General features: G+C 73.0%; 13 protein-coding genes. 11 read left to right on the top strand and 2 right to left on the bottom strand.

The window, feature by feature from the left end; genetic code table 11:
- Window positions 1-399: 399 nt before the first annotated feature.
- From ACIGXW_RS25370 to ACIGXW_RS25360, 3 genes are all read left to right on the top strand, one after another.
- A complete protein-coding gene (locus ACIGXW_RS25370; protein ID WP_004952403.1) occupies window positions 400-663 on the top strand; it encodes a WhiB family transcriptional regulator in 264 nt (87 codons plus the stop codon).
- Between the two features lie 247 nt (window positions 664-910).
- Complete coding sequence (locus ACIGXW_RS25365) at window positions 911-4,558, top strand: glycosyltransferase (RefSeq protein ID WP_399575139.1); 3,648 nt, start codon at window positions 911-913, stop codon at window positions 4,556-4,558.
- Window positions 4,555-6,108, top strand: coding sequence for a DUF5719 family protein (locus ACIGXW_RS25360; protein WP_399575138.1), 1,554 nt, complete (start codon window positions 4,555-4,557; stop codon window positions 6,106-6,108). The genes ACIGXW_RS25365 and ACIGXW_RS25360 overlap by 4 nt, the downstream gene beginning before the upstream one ends.
- Before the next feature lie 12 nt (window positions 6,109-6,120).
- Here the strand turns inward: ACIGXW_RS25360 and ACIGXW_RS25355 are convergent, their stop codons facing one another.
- Window positions 6,121-6,615 carry a metallopeptidase family protein gene (locus ACIGXW_RS25355; protein WP_399575137.1) on the bottom strand — a complete coding sequence of 165 codons (495 nt, stop codon included), beginning with the start codon at window positions 6,613-6,615 and terminating at the stop codon, window positions 6,121-6,123.
- A 227-nt stretch (window positions 6,616-6,842) separates the two neighbouring features.
- Here ACIGXW_RS25355 and ACIGXW_RS25350 point away from each other — a divergent pair, with 227 nt between their 5' ends.
- The 6 genes from ACIGXW_RS25350 (at window position 6,843) to ACIGXW_RS25325 (ending at window position 12,790) form a co-directional block, all read left to right on the top strand.
- Window positions 6,843-7,331 carry a DUF3499 domain-containing protein gene (locus ACIGXW_RS25350; RefSeq protein ID WP_399575136.1) on the top strand — a complete coding sequence of 163 codons (489 nt, stop codon included), beginning with the start codon at window positions 6,843-6,845 and terminating at the stop codon, window positions 7,329-7,331.
- 129 nt (window positions 7,332-7,460) lie between these two features.
- Window positions 7,461-8,819: a phosphomannomutase/phosphoglucomutase gene (locus tag ACIGXW_RS25345; RefSeq protein ID WP_399575135.1), complete on the top strand. Its 1,359-nt coding sequence runs from the start codon at window positions 7,461-7,463 to the stop codon at window positions 8,817-8,819.
- 181 nt (window positions 8,820-9,000) lie between these two features.
- Complete coding sequence (locus ACIGXW_RS25340; RefSeq protein WP_360917214.1) at window positions 9,001-9,186, top strand: Trm112 family protein; 186 nt, start codon at window positions 9,001-9,003, stop codon at window positions 9,184-9,186.
- A 67-nt stretch (window positions 9,187-9,253) separates the two neighbouring features.
- Complete coding sequence (locus ACIGXW_RS25335) at window positions 9,254-10,450, top strand: SIS domain-containing protein (protein ID WP_399575134.1); 1,197 nt, start codon at window positions 9,254-9,256, stop codon at window positions 10,448-10,450.
- An 84-nt stretch (window positions 10,451-10,534) separates the two neighbouring features.
- Window positions 10,535-11,734 (top strand): mannose-6-phosphate isomerase, class I, encoded by a 1,200-nt coding sequence (manA, locus tag ACIGXW_RS25330; protein ID WP_399575133.1) that lies wholly within the window; start codon window positions 10,535-10,537, stop codon window positions 11,732-11,734.
- Window positions 11,735-11,830: 96 nt separating this feature from the next.
- Window positions 11,831-12,790, top strand: a complete 960-nt coding sequence (locus tag ACIGXW_RS25325; RefSeq protein ID WP_399575132.1) for a cation diffusion facilitator family transporter — start codon at window positions 11,831-11,833, stop codon at window positions 12,788-12,790.
- Window positions 12,791-12,908: 118 nt separating this feature from the next.
- On the opposite strand, the gene ACIGXW_RS25320 is transcribed toward ACIGXW_RS25325, so the two are convergent.
- Entirely contained in the window at window positions 12,909-14,954 is a 2,046-nt protein-coding gene (locus tag ACIGXW_RS25320; RefSeq protein WP_399575131.1) for a fructose-specific PTS transporter subunit EIIC, read from the bottom strand.
- 335 nt (window positions 14,955-15,289) lie between these two features.
- On the opposite strand from ACIGXW_RS25320, the gene ahcY reads away from it, so the two are divergent.
- Together ahcY and ACIGXW_RS25310 are read left to right on the top strand one after the other, a co-directional pair.
- Entirely contained in the window at window positions 15,290-16,744 is a 1,455-nt protein-coding gene (gene ahcY, locus ACIGXW_RS25315) for an adenosylhomocysteinase (protein WP_399575130.1), read from the top strand.
- Window positions 16,745-16,843: 99 nt separating this feature from the next.
- The gene (locus tag ACIGXW_RS25310; protein WP_071964553.1) at window positions 16,844-17,464 is read left to right on the top strand and encodes a hypothetical protein; all 621 of its coding nucleotides are present in this window, start codon (window positions 16,844-16,846) and stop codon (window positions 17,462-17,464) included.
- The last annotated feature ends 393 nt before the right edge of the window (window positions 17,465-17,857 follow it).

Below are 17,857 nucleotides of genomic sequence, written 5' to 3'. Positions count from 1 at the left end.
TTTTGGTGGCAAATTCTCACTCGTCCGGTTACTGAGTGGGACAAAAGGTTTGCGTTACGGAGTGTGCGGACAGTGGGGCGGCGAGTGGAGTCGTAAACATCGTTCTGTCCCTGTGTGGGCGGGGATGATCCAGCCCACTGCAACGGCTCCGCCGTACGTCGCGTCCTCTCCTGTGAGCGGGAAGGGCGAGGCGCTTGTGGCGAGTGGGAGAAGTGTCCACTCTTGTGGCGGTTTGGCAACTTTCCGCTCAGCCTTGGTTCCGCAGAGTGAATAAGGGGCCCAATAGCAGATCCCGGCTTGACTGCCCCGGATCGGCGCACTTGTAATTTCACTCGTGTCGTTCTGCCGCATCTGACGCGCGGCAGCACACGGGGACGCAATGACAGACGAGGGGCGCACATGACCGAGCTGTTCCAGCAACTGCTGGTCGAGGAGGCGGACGAGGAGCTCGGCTGGCAGGAGCGCGCGTTGTGCGCTCAGACCGACCCCGAGTCCTTCTTTCCCGAAAAGGGTGGATCCACACGTGAGGCGAAGAAGGTCTGCCTCGCCTGTGAAGTTCGTTCCGAATGCCTGGAATATGCCCTTGCAAACGACGAACGCTTCGGGATCTGGGGCGGTTTGTCCGAGCGTGAACGCCGCCGCCTCAAGAAGGCCGCGGTCTGAGACCGGCGTCATGATCTGACGAGATGTCTTGTCGAGGACCGGTCCAGGGGACTGAGGGGCCGTCGGCTCCAGCCACTCCCGCAGCACGATTCATACCGCACGGTCCGCCTCTCGCACCCCGCAAGCGAGAGGCGGACCGCTGTGTTCGCAGCCACTAGTGTGGGGGCCCGTCCGAGACGTACCGACGCCCCGCGCGGGCGCTCACACGTCCACTGCAGTCTCCACTGAACCGGGGCCCGCACCTGCCATGTTCGACCCCACCATTCCCCCGGCGTTCCCCCGTCACGTCGTCACCGCCGTGCTCGTCGCCCACGACGGCGCCCGCTGGCTGCCCGACGCCCTCTCCGGCCTGCTCGGCCAGGAACGGCCCGTCCAGCACGCCGTCGCCGCCGACACCGGCAGCGCCGACGACTCCCGGCGACTGCTGGCCGACGCCCTCGGCGCCGGCCACGTCCTGCACCTCGCCCGCCGCTCCGGCTTCGGCGCGGCCGTCGCCGAGGCGGTGCGCACGGCCCCCGTACAGGGCGCCGACGAGCTGCCGTACCTGCGGCGCTCCAGCGGCTGGGACCCGGTCGGGCGCACCTGGACCGAGGACGCCCACGGCGCCGACCTCGAACCCGTGCAGTGGCTGTGGCTGCTCCACGACGACTGCGCACCCGAGCCGGGCGCCCTGCACGAACTGCTGCGCGTGGCCGACGCCGAGCCGGACGCCGCCGTCATCGGACCCAAGCTCCGCAGCTGGTACGACCGCAGACAGCTGCTGGAGACCGGCGTCTCCATCGCCCGCAGCGGCCGCCGCTGGACCGGCCTGGAGCGCCGCGAACAGGACCAGGGCCAGCACGACCAGGTACGGACCGTGCTGGCCGTCTCCACCGCCGGCATGCTCATCCGCCGCGACGTGTGGGACGAGCTCGGCGGCTTCGACGCCCGCCTGCCCCTCATGCGCGACGACGTCGACCTGTGCTGGCGCGCCCACGCCGCCGGCCACCGCGTGCTCGTCGCCCCCGAGGCCGTCCTGCGCCACGCCGAGGCCGCCGCCCGCGAGCGCCGCCCCGTCGACTGCGTCGGCCGCCACGCCGTCAACCCGCACCGCGTCGACAAGGCCGGAGCCGTCTACACCCTCCTGGCCAACACGCGCGGCGCGCTCCTGCCGTACGTCATGCTCCGGCTCGTCCTGAGCACCCTGCTGCGCACCCTCGGCTACCTCGTGGGCAAGGCACCCGGCCAGGCGCTCGACGAACTCGCCGGGTTCGCCGGAGTGCTGCTGCGCCCCGGGCGCATCCGCGCGGCGCGCAAGCGGCGCGGCGAGCCCCGTACCGCGCCGGGCGACCTGCGCCCGCTCTTCCCGCCGCCCGGCGCGACCGTCCGCGCCACCGTCGAGCAGCTCGCGAGCGATTTCGGCGGCCGCGGCGACGACGGGCTCCCGGCCGCCGGACGCCACGGCGCCGTCGAGTCCGGCCCCGGCGGGGACGACGCGGACTATCTGGAGGTCGAGCAGTTCGCCCGCCTCAGACGCGTCGCCCGCAAACCCGCGCCCGTCCTCTTCGCCCTGCTGCTGCTCGTCTCCGCCGTCGCCTGCCGCGGTCTGCTCGGCGGCGGCGCGCTCTCCGGCGGCGCCCTGCTGCCCGTACCCGACCAGGCCTCGGCCCTGTGGGCGGCCTACACCGACGGCTGGCACCCGGTCGGCGCGGGCAGCACCGACGGCGCGCCCCCGTACCTGGCCGTCCTCGCGGGGCTCACGACGCTCTTCCTGGGGTCCACCGGCTTCACGCTCACGCTGCTGCTGGTCTGCTCCGTTCCGCTGGCCGGCCTGACCGCCTACTTCGCCTCCCGCCCGTTGATCCACTCCCGGCTGCTGCGGGCGTGGGCGGCCGTCGCCTACGCCTTCCTGCCGGCCGCCACCGGCGCGCTGGCCACGGGCCGGCTGGGCACCGCCGTCCTGGCGGTGCTGCTGCCGCTCCTGGCCCGCACGGCTGTCGCGGCGACGGGCCTGCGCGTCCCCGGCGCCCGGCCCACCTGGCGGGCCGCCTGGGCCTGTGCGCTGCTGCTGACCGTCACGACCGCGTTCACGCCGGTGGTATGGCCCCTCGCGCTGCTGCTGGGGCTCGGCGCGCTCGTCCTGCACTGCGTGCGCGGCGGCGCGGCCCAGGCGACCCTGCACGGCCCGCGCCTGCTCGCGATGGCCGCCACCCCGGTGCTGGTCCTCGCGCCCTGGTCGCTGGGGCTGTTCACCGACCCCGCCCGCTTCCTGACCGAGGCCGGGCTGGAGTACGGGCACCCGGACGCCTCCGCGCTGCAGCTGCTGGTGGCCGACCCCGGCGGCCCCAAGACCTCCGGCGCCCTGCTGCTGGCCGGAGTGGTCCTGGCCGCGCTGGCCGCCCTGCTGCGCGCCGACCGCGTGCTCGCCGTCCGGACCGCCTGGGCCACCGCGCTGGCCGCGCTGCTGTGCGCGGCGGTGGCGGGCGGCTCCGCCTGGGCGGGGCCCGCCACCCTCCTCTACGGCCTCGCCCTGATCGCGGCGGCCGTCGTCGGGGCCGAGGGCGCCCGCGAGCGCGTCGCGGCGCAGAGCTTCGGCTGGCGGCAGCCCGTCGCCGGCCTCATCGCCCTCACCGCCGGCGCCGCCCCGCTCGTCGCCGCCGTCGTCTGGATGGCCGGCGGCGCGGCCGGCCCGCTGGAGCGGCGCGACCCCGTGCAGGTCCCGGCGTTCGTCGCCGAGGAGGCGAGCACCCGCGACCAGGCCCGCACCCTGATGCTGGGCGGCGCCGACGGCCGCGTGACGTACACGCTCGTACGCGGCTCGGGCGCGCGCCTGGGCGACGCCGAACCGGCGGCCGCCGCCGGGCGCGACGAGAGGCTCGGCGCCGTGGTCGCCCACCTCGTCGCGGGCTCCGGCGCCGACCAGGCGGGCCGCCTCGCCGACTACGCCGTCGGCTATGTGCTCGTCCGCGACAGCGCGCCCGGCCAAACGGCCCGCGTCCTGGACGCGACCCCCGGCCTGACGCGGCTCAGCCAGGAGGACCACAGCGCGCTGTGGCGGGTGGACCGGCAGGTCGCCCGCGTCACGATCGTCAGCGGGAAGCCTCAGGCGGACGGCAGCCGGCGGGCCGCGCCCGTACCCGTGGCCGCCGGCCGCGTCACGGCGCACACCACTCTTCCGGCCGGCTCCGGCGACCGCGTGCTGCGGATCGCCGACAAGGCCGCGCCCGGCTGGCACGCCACGCTCGACGGGCGTGCCCTCGAACGCGTCACCGTCGACGGCTGGGCCCAGGGCTTCCGGCTGCCGGCCGGGGGCGGCAAGCTCTCCCTGACCTACGAGACCTCCGGCGCCCGTACCGCGTGGCTGTGGACGCAGGGGCTGCTCGCCGTCGTCCTGGTGGTCCTCGCGCTGCCGGGCCGCCGCCGGAAGGTCGACGACGACCTGCCGGAGTCCGGCGCCGAGGTGGCGGCGGCGGCCCCCGTGCCGGCGCAGGCCGGGCCCACGGAGGGCCGCCGGGCGCGCAGGCTGCGCGCGGCCGCGGAGGGCGCGGGCACAGCGGGCGCAGCGGGCACAGCGGCCGTGGTGCCGCAGCAGTCCGCGCCGGAGCCCGCTCCCGCCGACCCGTACGTCCCGTACGAGCAACCGGCCGCAGCCGACGCCGACCCCTACGCCGCCGTGCCGCACCAGCAGCAGTACGCCGAGTGGGACCAGGGCTACGGCGGCTACGGAGAGCAACAGCCGTATCAAGAGGGCGGCGAGGCCGGCTACGGCGCCGGCCACGACGGCTCGTACCCCCAGCAGGCCTCCTACCCCGGCCTGCCCGGTCACCACCCGGCGGACCCCTACGCGGACGGCGCGTACGACCCGTACGGCTATGGACAGCAGCAGCCCTACCGCGGCGGGAGCGACCAGCAGTGAAGCGCACCACCCTGTCCCTGTTCGCCGTCACGGCGTCGCTCGCCGTCGTCACCGGCGTCGCCGCGCTCAACCCGCCCTCGGACGACGACCGGAGCGGCGCGAAGACGACCGCCGCCCGGATGCCCGTCCAGCGCTCCACGCTGCTGTGCCCGGCGCCCACCTCCTCGGAGGTGGGCGACACGGCGTACACCGCCTTCACCCCGCCGGGCAAGGCGGCCGCGGCCCGCGCCTCCGCGGCGGACCTGCTGCCCGCGGCGGGCCCGGCACGGGCGGCCGCCCGGAAGGACGAGCCCAAGAAGGACGGCGGGAAGGACGGCAAGAAGGCCGAAGCGGCCGACGCCAAGAAGGACGATCCGGACAAGCCCGTCCTCTCCCTCAAGGAGCCCGGCAAGCCCGTCACCGCCTCCACGAGCCGCTCCGACGCCCCCGCCCTCATCGGCACCGCCGACGGGCCGCTCGCCCCGGGCTGGACCGCGCAGCAGACCACGACCGTCGCCGCGGGCAGCGGGCGCGGGCTGCACGGTGTGGTGTGCGCGGCCCCCGACACGTCCTTCTGGTTCCCCGGCGCGAGCACCGCCAAGGGCCGCCAGGACTACGTCCACCTGACCAACCCCGACGGCGCGGCGGCCGTCGTCGACCTCGAGCTGTACGGCAAGGACGGCAGGATCAAGTCCCCCACGGGGGACGGCGTCAACATCCCGCCGCGCTCCACCGTCCCCGTTCTGTTGTCCACCCTCACGGACGTGGCGGACGAGAACCTCACCCTGCACGTGGCGGCCCGCTCCGGCCGGGTGGGGGCCGCGGTGCAGGCGTCCGACGAGAAGCTCGGCGGCGACTGGCTGCCGGCGTCCGCCGACGTGTCACCGAACGTCGTGCTGCCCGGCATTCCGGCCGACGCCACGTCCGTACGGCTCGTCGCCTTCGCACCGGGCACGGACGACGCGGACGTGAAGCTGCGGCTCGCGGGGCCGGGCGGTTCCATCACCCCGGCCGGCCATGAATCGCTGCACATCAGGAGCGGGACGACCGCGGCGGTCGACCTGGGGGACATCACCAAGGGCGAGGCGGGTTCGCTGCTGCTGACCGCGGAGCGCGGCAGCGCGCCGGTCGTGGCGGCGCTGCGCGTGACGCGCGGCAAGGACGACAAGCAGGAGACGGCGTTCATCCCCGCCACGGCCCCCGTCCTCGAGCGCGGCACGGTCGCCGACAACCGCGCCAAGGGCAGCACGCTGTCCCTGGTCGCCCCCGGCAAGGACGCCCAGGTGAAGGTGGTCGCGTCGGCGGGCAGCGAGGGCGGCACCGCGGTCAGCCGGACCTACACCGTCAAGGCCGGCACCACGCTGGCCGTGGAGCCGCCCCAGCCGGGCGGCGGCAAGGGCTCGTACGCGCTGACGGTGGAGAAGATCTCCGGCGGGCCGGTCCACGCCTCGCGGATGCTCGCGCTGCCCAAGGACGGCGTCCCGATGTTCACAATCCAGCCCGTTCCGGACGACCGTTCGACGGTGGCGGTGCCGGAGACGGAGCAGGACCTGTCGATGCTGAACGACTGACGGTCGGCCGGCTCAGTCCTGCCCGTAGCGCGGGTCCACCGATTCGGGCGCGAGCCCCAGCAGCTCGGCGACCTGCTCCACCACGACCTCGTGGACCAGCAGGGCCCGCTCGTCGCGGGTCTTGGTCCGGATCTCCACCGGACGGCGGTAGACGACGATCCGGTCCGGCTCGTCGCCGTGCGCGGCCACGTACCGGCCGAGCGGCACGCTCTCGCCGTCGAGCAGGGCGTCCAGGGGGTCGACCGTCCCCGTCCCGGCGTCGGGGAGCGGCACCTCGCGGACCGCGAAGTCGACGGCCGCCAGCTGCGGCCAGCGCCGCTCCAGCCGCTCCGCCGAGTCCTGGACCAGGTCGACGAAGGCCTCGGCCCGGGTGACCGACAGCGGCACCTGAGGGGGCGCGATGGGGCCGCGCATGCCGCGTCCGTGGCGGTCGCGGTGGCGCGGTCGCGGCCCGGTCGGGCCGGAGGCACCCCCGGCGTCGGAATGGGGAGGTACGGGGCTGTCCATCACCCCCGAGGGTATCCGCCGCCCGGCCGTACGCACGCGGTAGCGGCCCATCTCAGGGCATGTCGCATGATGAGCGTTCCGGCCAGCTATGCGATCAATTACAGTCAGCTCCCCGACCGGCGTTCTCCTGCCGAATGACACTATGAGTGCCTGGTGGTGACAGTTTTCTTTGCCGTCGGAGGCCTTGCCCGCCGGGGCCCGGCCAGGTCGACCAGGCCGTTCGACAAATGGTGTCCACCGGACGAACCGGGACGACACGGAGGAGTGAGCCGGGGGTGAGTCGTCGCGGCCCGCTCAAGAGTGCGGTACCGTCCCACCTCGTGAGCCCTGTACGTCGCTGTTCGCGCACCGCGTGCGGCCGCCCGGCCGTCGCGACGCTGACGTACGTCTACGCCGATTCGACCGCCGTCCTCGGCCCGCTCGCCACCTACGCCGAACCCCACTGCTACGACCTGTGCGCCGAGCACTCCGAGCGCCTGACCGCACCGCGCGGCTGGGACGTCGTCCGTCTCGCCGTCGACAGCGGCCCCGCCCGCCCCAGCGGTGACGACCTCGAAGCCCTCGCCAACGCCGTGCGCGAAGCGGCCCGCCCCCAGGAGCGCGCCGCGGGACCGGGCACCGCGCCGGGCACGATCGCCCCCACCGGCCGGAGCGCCGACCCGATGGAGGTCGCCCGCCGAGGCCACCTCAGGGTGCTGCGCTCGCCGGACTCCTGACGGGCCGTACCCCTTCCACGCCCCCGCTCCTGACGGCCCGTACTCCGTCCGGACCCCGTGCGGCATCCGGACCCCCACTCCCGGCAGGTAGGTTTGTTGTCCCGAACCGGACTCCAGGAGGGGTTGGCTGTGGCTGATCTGTCGCAGATCGTGAAGGCGTACGACGTGCGCGGCGTGGTGCCCGACCAGTGGGACGCCGCCCTGGCCGAGCTGTTCGGCGCCGCCTTCGTCCAGGTGACCGGAGCGAGCGCGATCGTGGTCGGCCACGACATGCGCCCCTCCTCGCCGGAGCTCTCCCGCGCCTTCGCACGCGGCGCCGCCGCCCGCGGCGTGGACGTCACCGAGATCGGTCTGTGCTCCACCGACCAGCTCTACTTCGCCAGCGGCCGGCTCGACCTGCCCGGCGCCATGTTCACGGCCAGCCACAACCCCGCGCAGTACAACGGCATCAAGCTGTGCCGCGCGGGCGCCGCCCCGGTCGGCCAGGACACCGGACTCGCCGACATCCGCACCCTCGTGGAGCAGTGGCTGGAGGCCGGCGCGCCCGAACCCGCCGCCGCACCGGGCCGGATCACTCAGCAGGACGTCCTCGCGGACTACGCCGCGCACCTGCGCTCCCTGGTCGACCTCACCCGGATCCGGCCCCTGAAGGTCGTCGTCGACGCGGGCAACGGCATGGGCGGCCACACCGTCCCCACCGTCTTCGACGGGCTGCCCCTCGACCTCGTCCCCATGTACTTCGAGCTGGACGGCACGTTCCCCAACCACGAGGCCAACCCGCTCGACCCCAAGAACATCGTCGACCTGCAGGCCAAGGTCCGCGAGACCGGCGCGGACATCGGCCTCGCCTTCGACGGCGACGCCGACCGCTGCTTCGTGGTGGACGAGCGCGGCGAGCCCGTCCCGCCGTCCGCGATCACCGCGCTGGTCGCCGCCCGCGAGCTGGCCAAGTCCCCCGGCGCCACCGTCATCCACAACCTGATCACGTCGTGGTCGGTGCCCGAGGTCGTCAAGGAGCAGGGCGGCACCGCCGTCCGCACCCGCGTGGGGCACTCCTTCATCAAGCAGGAGATGGCCCGCAGCGGCGCGATCTTCGGCGGCGAGCACTCCGCGCACTACTACTTCCGCGACTTCTGGAACGCCGACACCGGCATGCTCGCCGCCCTCCACGTCCTCGCGGCGCTCGGCGGCCAGGGCGGACCGCTCTCCGAGCTGGTGCGCCAGTACGACCGCTACGCCGCCTCCGGCGAGATCAACTCCACCGTCGCCGACCAGATCGGCCGCGCCGCCGCCGTCAAGGCCGCCTACGAGGGCCTCGAGGGCGCCCAGCTGGACGACCTCGACGGCCTGACCGTCACCACCGCCGACTGGTGGTTCAACCTGCGCGCCTCCAACACCGAGCCGCTGCTGCGCCTGAACGTGGAGGCCCGGGACGCCGCCACGGTCGCGCGCGTGCGCGACGAGGTACTGGCGATCGTCCGCGCCTGATCGTCCACGTCCGCCCGTTTGGGCCCGGTCGTCCCGTCCGGGCCCGATCCCCGGCCTGACCCTCCGGCCTGATCCTCCATGCCGAGGACAGACAGCGGGGCAGGGCCGGGAAAGAACCGCCGGACACCCCCGAGGGCTTACGCTGGCCCCACAGAACCGCACATCCCCGAAGGGAAACCCCATGCCGCTCGAAGCCGGCCTCCTGGAGATCCTCGCCTGCCCGGCCTGCCACACCTCCCTCCGCGAGGAGAGCGCCACCGAGGAGACCCCCGAGCTGGTGTGCGAGAGCCAGAGCTGCGGCCTGGCCTACCCCATCCGCGACGGCATCCCCGTCCTGCTCGTGGACGAGGCCCGCCGCCCCGCCTGAACCGCCCGTCCCGCCCTGCTGCCGGCCGGTTAACCCGCACCCCACGGCGATCGGAGACTGATCAACGGTGTTCGACGAGTCCCTTCTCGACAACCCCGACGGCCTCTCCCGCGCCGATCTCCACGGCCTGCTCCGGGGCGCCGCCGAGTCCGGTGCCCGGGTCCGCACGGCCGCGCGCAACGCCGCCGAGGCAGGCGTCGGCGCCCTCGAACCGGACGGCCGCCCGCGCGCCGTCCTGGTCGCCGGCCCCGGCCCGGCGAGCGGCTCCACCGCCGACCTGCTCGCCGCGCTCGCCGGGGACACCTGCCCCGTCACCCTGATCCGCCCGGCAGGCGTGGCCCCCGCCCCCGGGGCCCTGCGCTGGACGCTCCCCGGCTGGACCGGCCCCCTCGACCTGCTGCTCGTCGCCAGCCCGGACGGTACGGAACCGGGCCTCGCCCTGCTCCTGGAACAGGCCTACCGGCGCGGCTGCTCCGTCGTCTGCGTCGCCCCGGCCGGCTCCCCGCTCGCCGAGGCCACCGTCCAGGCCCGCGGCCTGGCCATCCCGCTGACCACCATGCCGTACGAGGCCGCCATGTCCGGCGGCGAGCCCGGCGAGGCGGGGAAGAGCGGCAAGGGGACCGAGGGCGCGGCGGCCGGGGCCGCCGTGCTGCCCACCGGCCCCGGCACGCTCTGGTCCCTGGTCACCCCGCTGCTCGCCCTCGCCGACCGCGTCGGGATGCTCAGCGCCTCGCCCGCGGCCCTGGAATCGCTGGCCGACCGCCTCGACCGCATCGCCGAGCGCTGCGGACCGGCCATCGCCACCTACAGCAACCCCGCCAAGACCCTGGCGGCCGAGCTGGCCGACGCCCTGCCGCTGATCTGGACCGAGGGCGAGCTCGCCGCCGCGGCCGGCCGCCGCTTCGCGACGGTCCTCGCCGCCCTCGCCGGCGCCCCCGCCCTCGTCGCCGAACTCCCCGAGGCGCTCACCGCGCACGGCACCCTCCTCGCGGGGGCCTTCGCCGCCGGCGCCGACCCCGAGGACTTCTTCCGCGACCGCGTCGAGGAGCCCGAGGCCCTGCACGCCCGGGTCGTCCTGGTCCGCGAACGCGAACCGGCCGTCACCTCACCCGCCCCCGCCGCCCGCGAACTGGCCCTGCACCGCGACACCCCCGTCAGCGAGCTCGAGGCCAGCGAGGGCAGCAGCCCACTGGAGACCGCCGCCGAGCTCCTGGCCATCACGGACTTCGCCGCCGTTTACCTGGCGCTCGCCTCCAGCCCGTAGACACCTCCGCAAGCACCCGCGAACACCGGAGCCCACGCAGCGAGCCGAGCCGCGTCACAGCGCCGAACAGTCAGGAACCGCCCCATGGACCGCCTCGTCAACACCGTGCGCCCCTACGCCTGGGGCTCCACCACCGCGATCCCCGAGCTCCTCGGCACCCCGCCCACCGGCGAACCCCAGGCCGAGCTGTGGATGGGCGCCCACCCCGCGGCCCCCTCCCGCATCGACCGCGGCGCCGGTCCGCTCCCGCTCGGCGAGGCCGTCGCCGCCGACCCCGAGGGCGAGCTCGGCGCCGACGCCGTGCGGCGCTTCGGCCCCCGGCTGCCCTTCCTGCTCAAGGTCCTCGCCGCCGCCGACCCGCTCTCCCTCCAGGTCCACCCCGACCCCGAGCAGGCCCGCGCCGGCTTCGCCGACGAAGAGGCCCGCGGCATCCGGCTCGACGCCCCGCACCGCAACTACAAGGACGCGAGCCACAAGCCCGAGCTCATCTGCGCCCTGACGCCCTTCGACGGACTGTGCGGCTTCCGCGCCCCCGACGCCACCGCCGAACTCCTCGCCGCGCTCGACGTCGACTCCCTCAAGCCTTACGTCGACCTCCTGCACGCCCACCCCGAGAGCGCCGCCCTGCGCGAGGTCCTCACCGCCGTGCTCAGCGCCGAGCGCACCGCCATGGCCGAGACGGTCGACCGGGCGGCGGCCGCCGCCGGCCGGCTCGCCGACCGCGACGGCCCGCACCGCGCCGCGTACGCCGCCTATGCCTCCATCGCCCGGCACTACCCCGGCGACCCCGGCGTCATCGCCGCCATGCTCCTCAACCACATCCGCCTCCAGCCCGGCGAGGCCCTCTACCTGGGGGCCGGGGTCCCGCACGCCTACCTCGAGGGCCTGGGCATCGAGATCATGGCCAACTCCGACAACGTGCTGCGCTGCGGCCTGACCCCCAAGCACGTCGACGTCCCCGAGCTGCTGCGCGTCGTCCGCTTCGAGGCGACGACCCCCGCCGTCCTGCGCCCGGAGGCCGACGTCGACGGCTCCGAGGTGTACGCGACGCCCGCCCCGGAGTTCCGCCTCTCCCGCTACGCGCTCGCCGCCGGCTCCCCGCCGCACCCCCTCGACGCCCGCACCGCCCAGATCCTCCTGTGCACCGCCGGCACCGCCCGGCTGCGGGGCGGGGACGGCACCGAACTGACCCTGGCGCGCGGCCAGTCCGCCTTCGTACGGGCGGGGGAGCGGGCCGAGCTGGACGGCGAGGGGTCGGTCTTCCGCGCCACAGTGGCCTCCTGACGCGCGCTCCGGCGCGGCGGCTGCGACAATGACCGGCCGTAACCCCGTAAAGGGAAAGCAAAGCAGCCGCTGTGGCGGAAGGGACATCCCGCACCCATGAGTGCATCAGGCGGAACCAAGGCCATCGTCGCCGCGCTGGGGGCCAACCTGGCCATCGCGGTCGCGAAGTTCGTCGCGTTCGCGTTCAGCGGCTCGTCGTCGATGCTCGCCGAGGGCGTGCACTCGGTCGCCGACTCCGGCAACCAGGCACTGCTGCTGCTCGGCGGCAAGAAGGCCCAGAAGAAGGCCAGCGAGGAACACCCCTTCGGCTACGGCCGTGAGCGCTACATCTACGGCTTCCTCGTCTCCATCGTGCTCTTCACCATCGGTGGCGTCTTCGCGCTCTACGAGGGCTACGAGAAGATCCAGCATCCGCACGAGCTGGAGAACTGGTACTGGCCGGTCGGCGTGCTCGTCTTCGCCGTCATCGCGGAGAGCTTCTCCTTCCGGACCGCCATCAAGGAGTCGAACGAGCTGCGGGGCACCCAGTCGTGGAGCTCCTTCGTCCGTACGGCCAAGGCGCCCGAACTGCCCGTGGTGCTGCTGGAGGACTTCGGCGCCCTCGTCGGCCTCGTCCTCGCCCTCGGCGGCGTCAGCCTGACGCTCGCCACGGGTGACGGCGTCTGGGACGGCATCGGCACGCTGTGCATCGGCGCGCTGCTCGTCCTGATCGCACTGGTCCTGGCCGCCGAGACCAAGTCCCTCCTGCTGGGCGAGGCCGCCGGCCCGGCGGACGTCGCCAAGATCCGCGCCGCGGCCGTGGACGGCGAGTCGGTCACCGCTGTCATCCACATGCGCACCCTGCACCTGGGCCCCGAGGAACTCCTGGTCGCCGCCAAGATCGCAGTCCGGGGCGAGGACACCGCGGTCCAGGTGGCCCGCGCGATCGACGCCGCGGAGGCCCGCATCCGCGAGGCGGTCCCGATCGCCAGGGTGATCTACCTGGAACCGGACATCTACAACGAGGAAGCCGCAGCCGCGGGCGAAGACCCGACGGCAACCCCGGGCGGCCGCTGAGGGGGCACCACTCAGCCCGTCCGGCGATTGAGGACCGGGGTCCGGGGCGGAGCCCCGGTTACGGGAAGGGGCGGGGTGGGGAAAAGGCCCTCCCCGCCCCGCCCCTGGCTGGGCGCCCCTACCGAACCTCGGCCAGCACCCGCAGCACCGCATCCCCACCCCCCGCCCCCAACAACCGCTCCCGAAACCCCGCATCCAACAACTTCCGCGCCAACAACGCCAAAATCCGCAAGTGCTCGTCCCCCGCCGCCCCCACCGGCACCGCGATCATGAATACGAGCCGCGCCGGCGTACCGTCCAGCGCCCCCCACTCGATGCCCTCGGCAGACCGGGCGAAGCCCACGACCGGTGCCGTGACGGCATCCGTCTTCGCGTGCGGGATCGCGATCTCCTCGCCGAGACCGGTCGTCCCCAGCTCCTCGCGGGCCAGGACCGCGTCCACGAGGGCGTCGACGTCCGTCACCTTGCCGCCGGCCGCCAGCAGTCCGGCCATCTCCCGGATCGCCGCCACCTTGTCGCGCGCGGCCAGTTCCCGCCGCACGGTCGCCCCGGTGAGGTAACCCGAGAGCACCTCGGGCGGACCCTCCGGCCCGGTCCCACCGGTACCCCGGGGCACGGCCGCCGGCCCGACGGTACCCGCACCCGCACCCGCCCGCTGCCCAGGCGCCCGCCCGGCGGACGAGCCGCCCACAGTCGTGGACGAGCCGCCCACAGCCATGAGGGTGACCGTCGTCAGCGCGGTCACCACCGTCCCCACGGCCACCGCGATCAAGAACATCGGCACCCCGCCCACCGCCCCCAGCACGGCCACGATCGGCCCACCGTGCGGCACGCTGTCCGTGACCGCCGCGAGCCCCGCGATGGCACCCGCCACCGCGCCGCCCAGCATGTTGGCCGGCATCACCCGTGCGGGCCGCGCCGCCGCGAACGGGATCGCGCCCTCGGTGATGCCGAAGAAACCCATGAACAGCGCCGCCAGCCCGGTCTCCCGCTCCTGCTCGTCGAACAACCCGCGCCGCAGCAGCGTGGCCAGCCCCTGACCGAGCGGCGGCACCGGAATGGCCGCCGCACACATGCCCATGACCTCCGGGTTCTTGGAGACCAGCCCCGCGCCGAACAGGAACGCCGTCTTGTTGACCGGACCGCCCATGTCGAACGCGATCATGAGGCCCAGAATGACGCCGAGCAGGGCGGCGCTCGTACCGGTCAGACTGCCGAGCCAGGTGGTGAGGTGCTCGAAGACCCAGGAGATCGGGCGCCCGAGGACGTAGATGAAGAACAGGCCGACGGCCGAGGTCGCCAGCACCGGGATCACGATGACCGGCATGATCGGCCGGACGAACCTCGGCACCTCCACCTTCTTGATCCACAGGACGAGGTAACCGGCGAGGAAGCCCGTCACGATCGCCCCGATGAAGCCCGCGCCCGACTCGGAGTCGTACAGCGCGCCCGTGTTGGCGATCCAGCCCCCGATCATGCCGGGTACGAGCGCGGGACGGTCGGCGATCGCGTAGGCGATGTAGCCCGACAGGATCGGGATCATCAGCTTGAAGCCGATGTCCCCGATGTCGAAGACGTGCTTCCAGAACGAGCCCTCCGGGATCACCAGCCCGCCGTCCGCCTGGGGATGACCGCCCAGCGCGAGCGACACCGCGATCAGCAGACCGCCCACGACGACGAACGGAATCATGTACGAGACGCCGTTCATCAGCGCCTTGTACGTGACGCCGCGCCCCGTGCCGCCACCGGGCACCCCGCCCCGGGCCACCGCCGGCCCGGCACCGGAACCGGCCCCGCCACCGGGCTCGTGGACCGGAGCGTCCCGTACCCGCTCGATCAACTGCTCGGGACGGTGGATGCCCTCGGCCACCCCCACGGACAGCACCCGCTTGCCGGCGAACCGGCCGAGGTCGACGTCCTTGTCGGCCGCGACGATGACGCCGTCGGCCTCACTGACATCGTTGTCGGTCAGGACGTTCTCCGCACCGATCGAGCCCTGGGTCTCCACCTTGATGTCGTGACCGAGCGCCTCCGCAGCCTGCTGCAGCTTCTCCGCCGCCATATAGGTGTGCGCGATGCCCGTCGGGCAGGCGGTCACGGCAAGCAATTTGAGCCGTCGTCCGCTCCCCGCCGCAGGGGCGGGCGGATCGGCTGATGGCGTCACGGGGTCTCCTCACCACTCATCACTGCTCGCATCCTGCAACACCTGACGGACCGACGGACAGACCGACGGACAGGAGGTCCGGGGCGAGTCCTCAACTTGTCGAAAGGGGGCTGGGGCTCCTCCGGTGCCCCGGTGTAGATTCGGGGCAGAGCCAGACGTCGCTGCTGATGGCGGTCGGGCGGGCCGCGAACGCGGCTCGGCCGAGGGAGAGAGGGCCTCCGACGGACTGCGCTGCGGCCAGGGGACCAGTGTGGGCGGACACACGCGCACGCTGGGCTTGACCGCGTGCACAGCCGTACCCAACGCCCGCTCACCCCACAGGAGGAGCAGCCCGTATGACTACCACCACCGGCCGGGATTTCAAGGTCGCGGACCTGTCGTTGGCGGCCTTCGGTCGTAAGGAGATCACCCTCGCCGAGCACGAGATGCCCGGCCTGATGGCGATCCGCAAGGAGTACGCGGAGACGCAGCCGCTGGCCGGCGCCCGCATCACCGGCTCGCTGCACATGACCGTGCAGACCGCGGTGCTGATCGAGACCCTCGTGGCGCTGGGCGCACAGGTGCGCTGGGCGTCCTGCAACATCTTCTCCACCCAGGACCACGCGGCCGCCGCCATCGCCGTCGGCCCGGAGGGCACCCCCGAGGACCCGCGGGGCGTCCCCGTCTTCGCCTGGAAGGGCGAGACGCTGGAGGAGTACTGGTGGTGCACGGAGCAGGCGCTGACCTGGCCGAACACCCCCACCGGCGGCCCGAACATGATCCTCGACGACGGTGGTGACGCCACCCTCCTGGTCCACAAGGGCGTCGAGTTCGAGAAGGCGGGCTCCGCCCCCGACCCGGCGACGGCGGACAGCGAGGAGTACGCGCAGATCCTCACGCTCCTCAACCGCACCCTGACCGAGAACCCGCAGAAGTGGACCCAGCTGGCGTCCGAGATCCGCGGTGTCACCGAGGAGACCACCACCGGCGTCCACCGCCTCTACGAGATGCAGCAGGCCGGCACGCTGCTCTTCCCCGCGATCAACGTCAACGACGCGGTGACGAAGTCGAAGTTCGACAACAAGTACGGCTGCCGCCACTCCCTCATCGACGGCATCAACCGCGCCACCGACGTCCTGATCGGCGGCAAGGTCGCCGTCGTCTGCGGCTACGGCGACGTGGGCAAGGGCTGCGCGGAGTCGCTCCGTGGCCAGGGCGCCCGGGTGATCGTCACCGAGATCGACCCGATCAACGCCCTCCAGGCGGCCATGGACGGCTACCAGGTCACCACCCTGGACGAGGTCGTCGAGACCGCCGACATCTTCGTCACCACCACGGGCAACAAGGACATCATCATGGCCGCCGACATGGCCAAGATGAAGCACCAGGCCATCGTCGGCAACATCGGCCACTTCGACAACGAGATCGACATGGCGGGCCTGGCGAAGCTCCCCGGCATCGTCAAGGACGAGGTCAAGCCCCAGGTCCACACCTGGACCTTCCCCGACGGCAAGGTGCTCATCGTGCTGTCCGAGGGCCGCCTGCTCAACCTGGGCAACGCCACCGGTCACCCGTCCTTCGTCATGTCGAACTCCTTCGCGGACCAGACCCTGGCCCAGATCGAGCTCTACACGAAGCCCGAGTCCTACCCGACCGACGTCTACGTCCTGCCCAAGCTCCTGGACGAGAAGGTGGCCCGCCTCCACCTTGACGCCCTCGGCGTGAAGCTCACGACGCTGCGCCCCGAGCAGGCGTCGTACATCGGCGTGCCGGTCGAGGGCCCGTACAAGCCCGACCACTACCGCTACTGACAGCAGCCGGATCCACGGCAGCTGCCTGAGCACCTGATAGAACAGGCCCCCGCCCCCAGGGCGGGGGCCTGTCCCGTTCGCGTCAAGGACGTCACCACCATGCCCCGCGGCCGCTACTCCCTTTACGACCCCCACGATCACTCCCCCCTCGGCGACGAGCGCTTCCACTGCGCCCCCGGCCCCTCCGGCTGGCGCTACGTCTCCCAGATCACCGACCCCTCCGGCGCCCCCGCCGGCTCGGTCGACCTCGCCATCGACGACCTCGGCCGCCCCATCCGTCTCCAGCTCCAGAGCGCCGACTGGCAGGTACGCGGCGCCGCCCTCGAGGGCGTCACCTGGGTCCGCACCGACCCCACCGGCGAGCACGCGTCGGAAGGAAACGTCCGCGCCCACGCCTTCACCGGCGCTTCCCCCGCCTTCTACGTGGCCATCGCCCGCCTCCTCCGGCTGTCCCCCGGCCAGGGAGCGACACGAATCCGCCTCGTCCACTTCACCGCACCGGTCCTCGCCCCCCTTACGGTCGACCAGTCGTGGGCCCTGGTCGCCAGGACAGCACACGACACTGACAACGGCCCGCTCGAAGTGGACGAGTACCAGGTCAGCGCCCTGGACACGGGGGAGCAGTACGCGGTGCACCTCGCCGGCGACGTGGTGCTCTCGGCCCCCGGCGTGGAGCTCGAGGACCTGGAGACCCCGCCGTCGTCCTTCGGGACCCCTTGAACCTGGTACTGTTCTCTTCGCCCCACAAAGACCGTTGACACGGGATGCGTGGGGAGGTAGATTCGAACGGTTGCGACGAGGTGGACCCAGTCCACTGCAACGGTTAGGATCTGACCAGCTTCGGTCAGTGAGAACATCACACAACGAAGCGCCTCGACTCCCTTCAGGAATCGGAAAGCCGATGGAAATCGGCCGGAAGAAATTCTGATAAAGTCGAAACGCCCCGCCAACAGGGGGCCGGAAACGGAATTCAGACCGGAAACGGACTGGAAAACGGATCTGGTAAGGTTGGAACCAACGAAGGGAAGCGCCCGGAGGAAAGCCCGAGAGGGTGAGTACAAAGGAAGCGTCCGTTCCTTGAGAACTCAACAGCGTGCCAAAAGTCAACGCCAG

It is taken from the genome of Streptomyces sp. NPDC053079 (assembly GCF_044546695.1).
In the GTDB taxonomy this organism is placed as follows: domain Bacteria; phylum Actinomycetota; class Actinomycetes; order Streptomycetales; family Streptomycetaceae; genus Streptomyces.
This window is presented reverse-complemented; position numbering and strand designations above follow the sequence as displayed.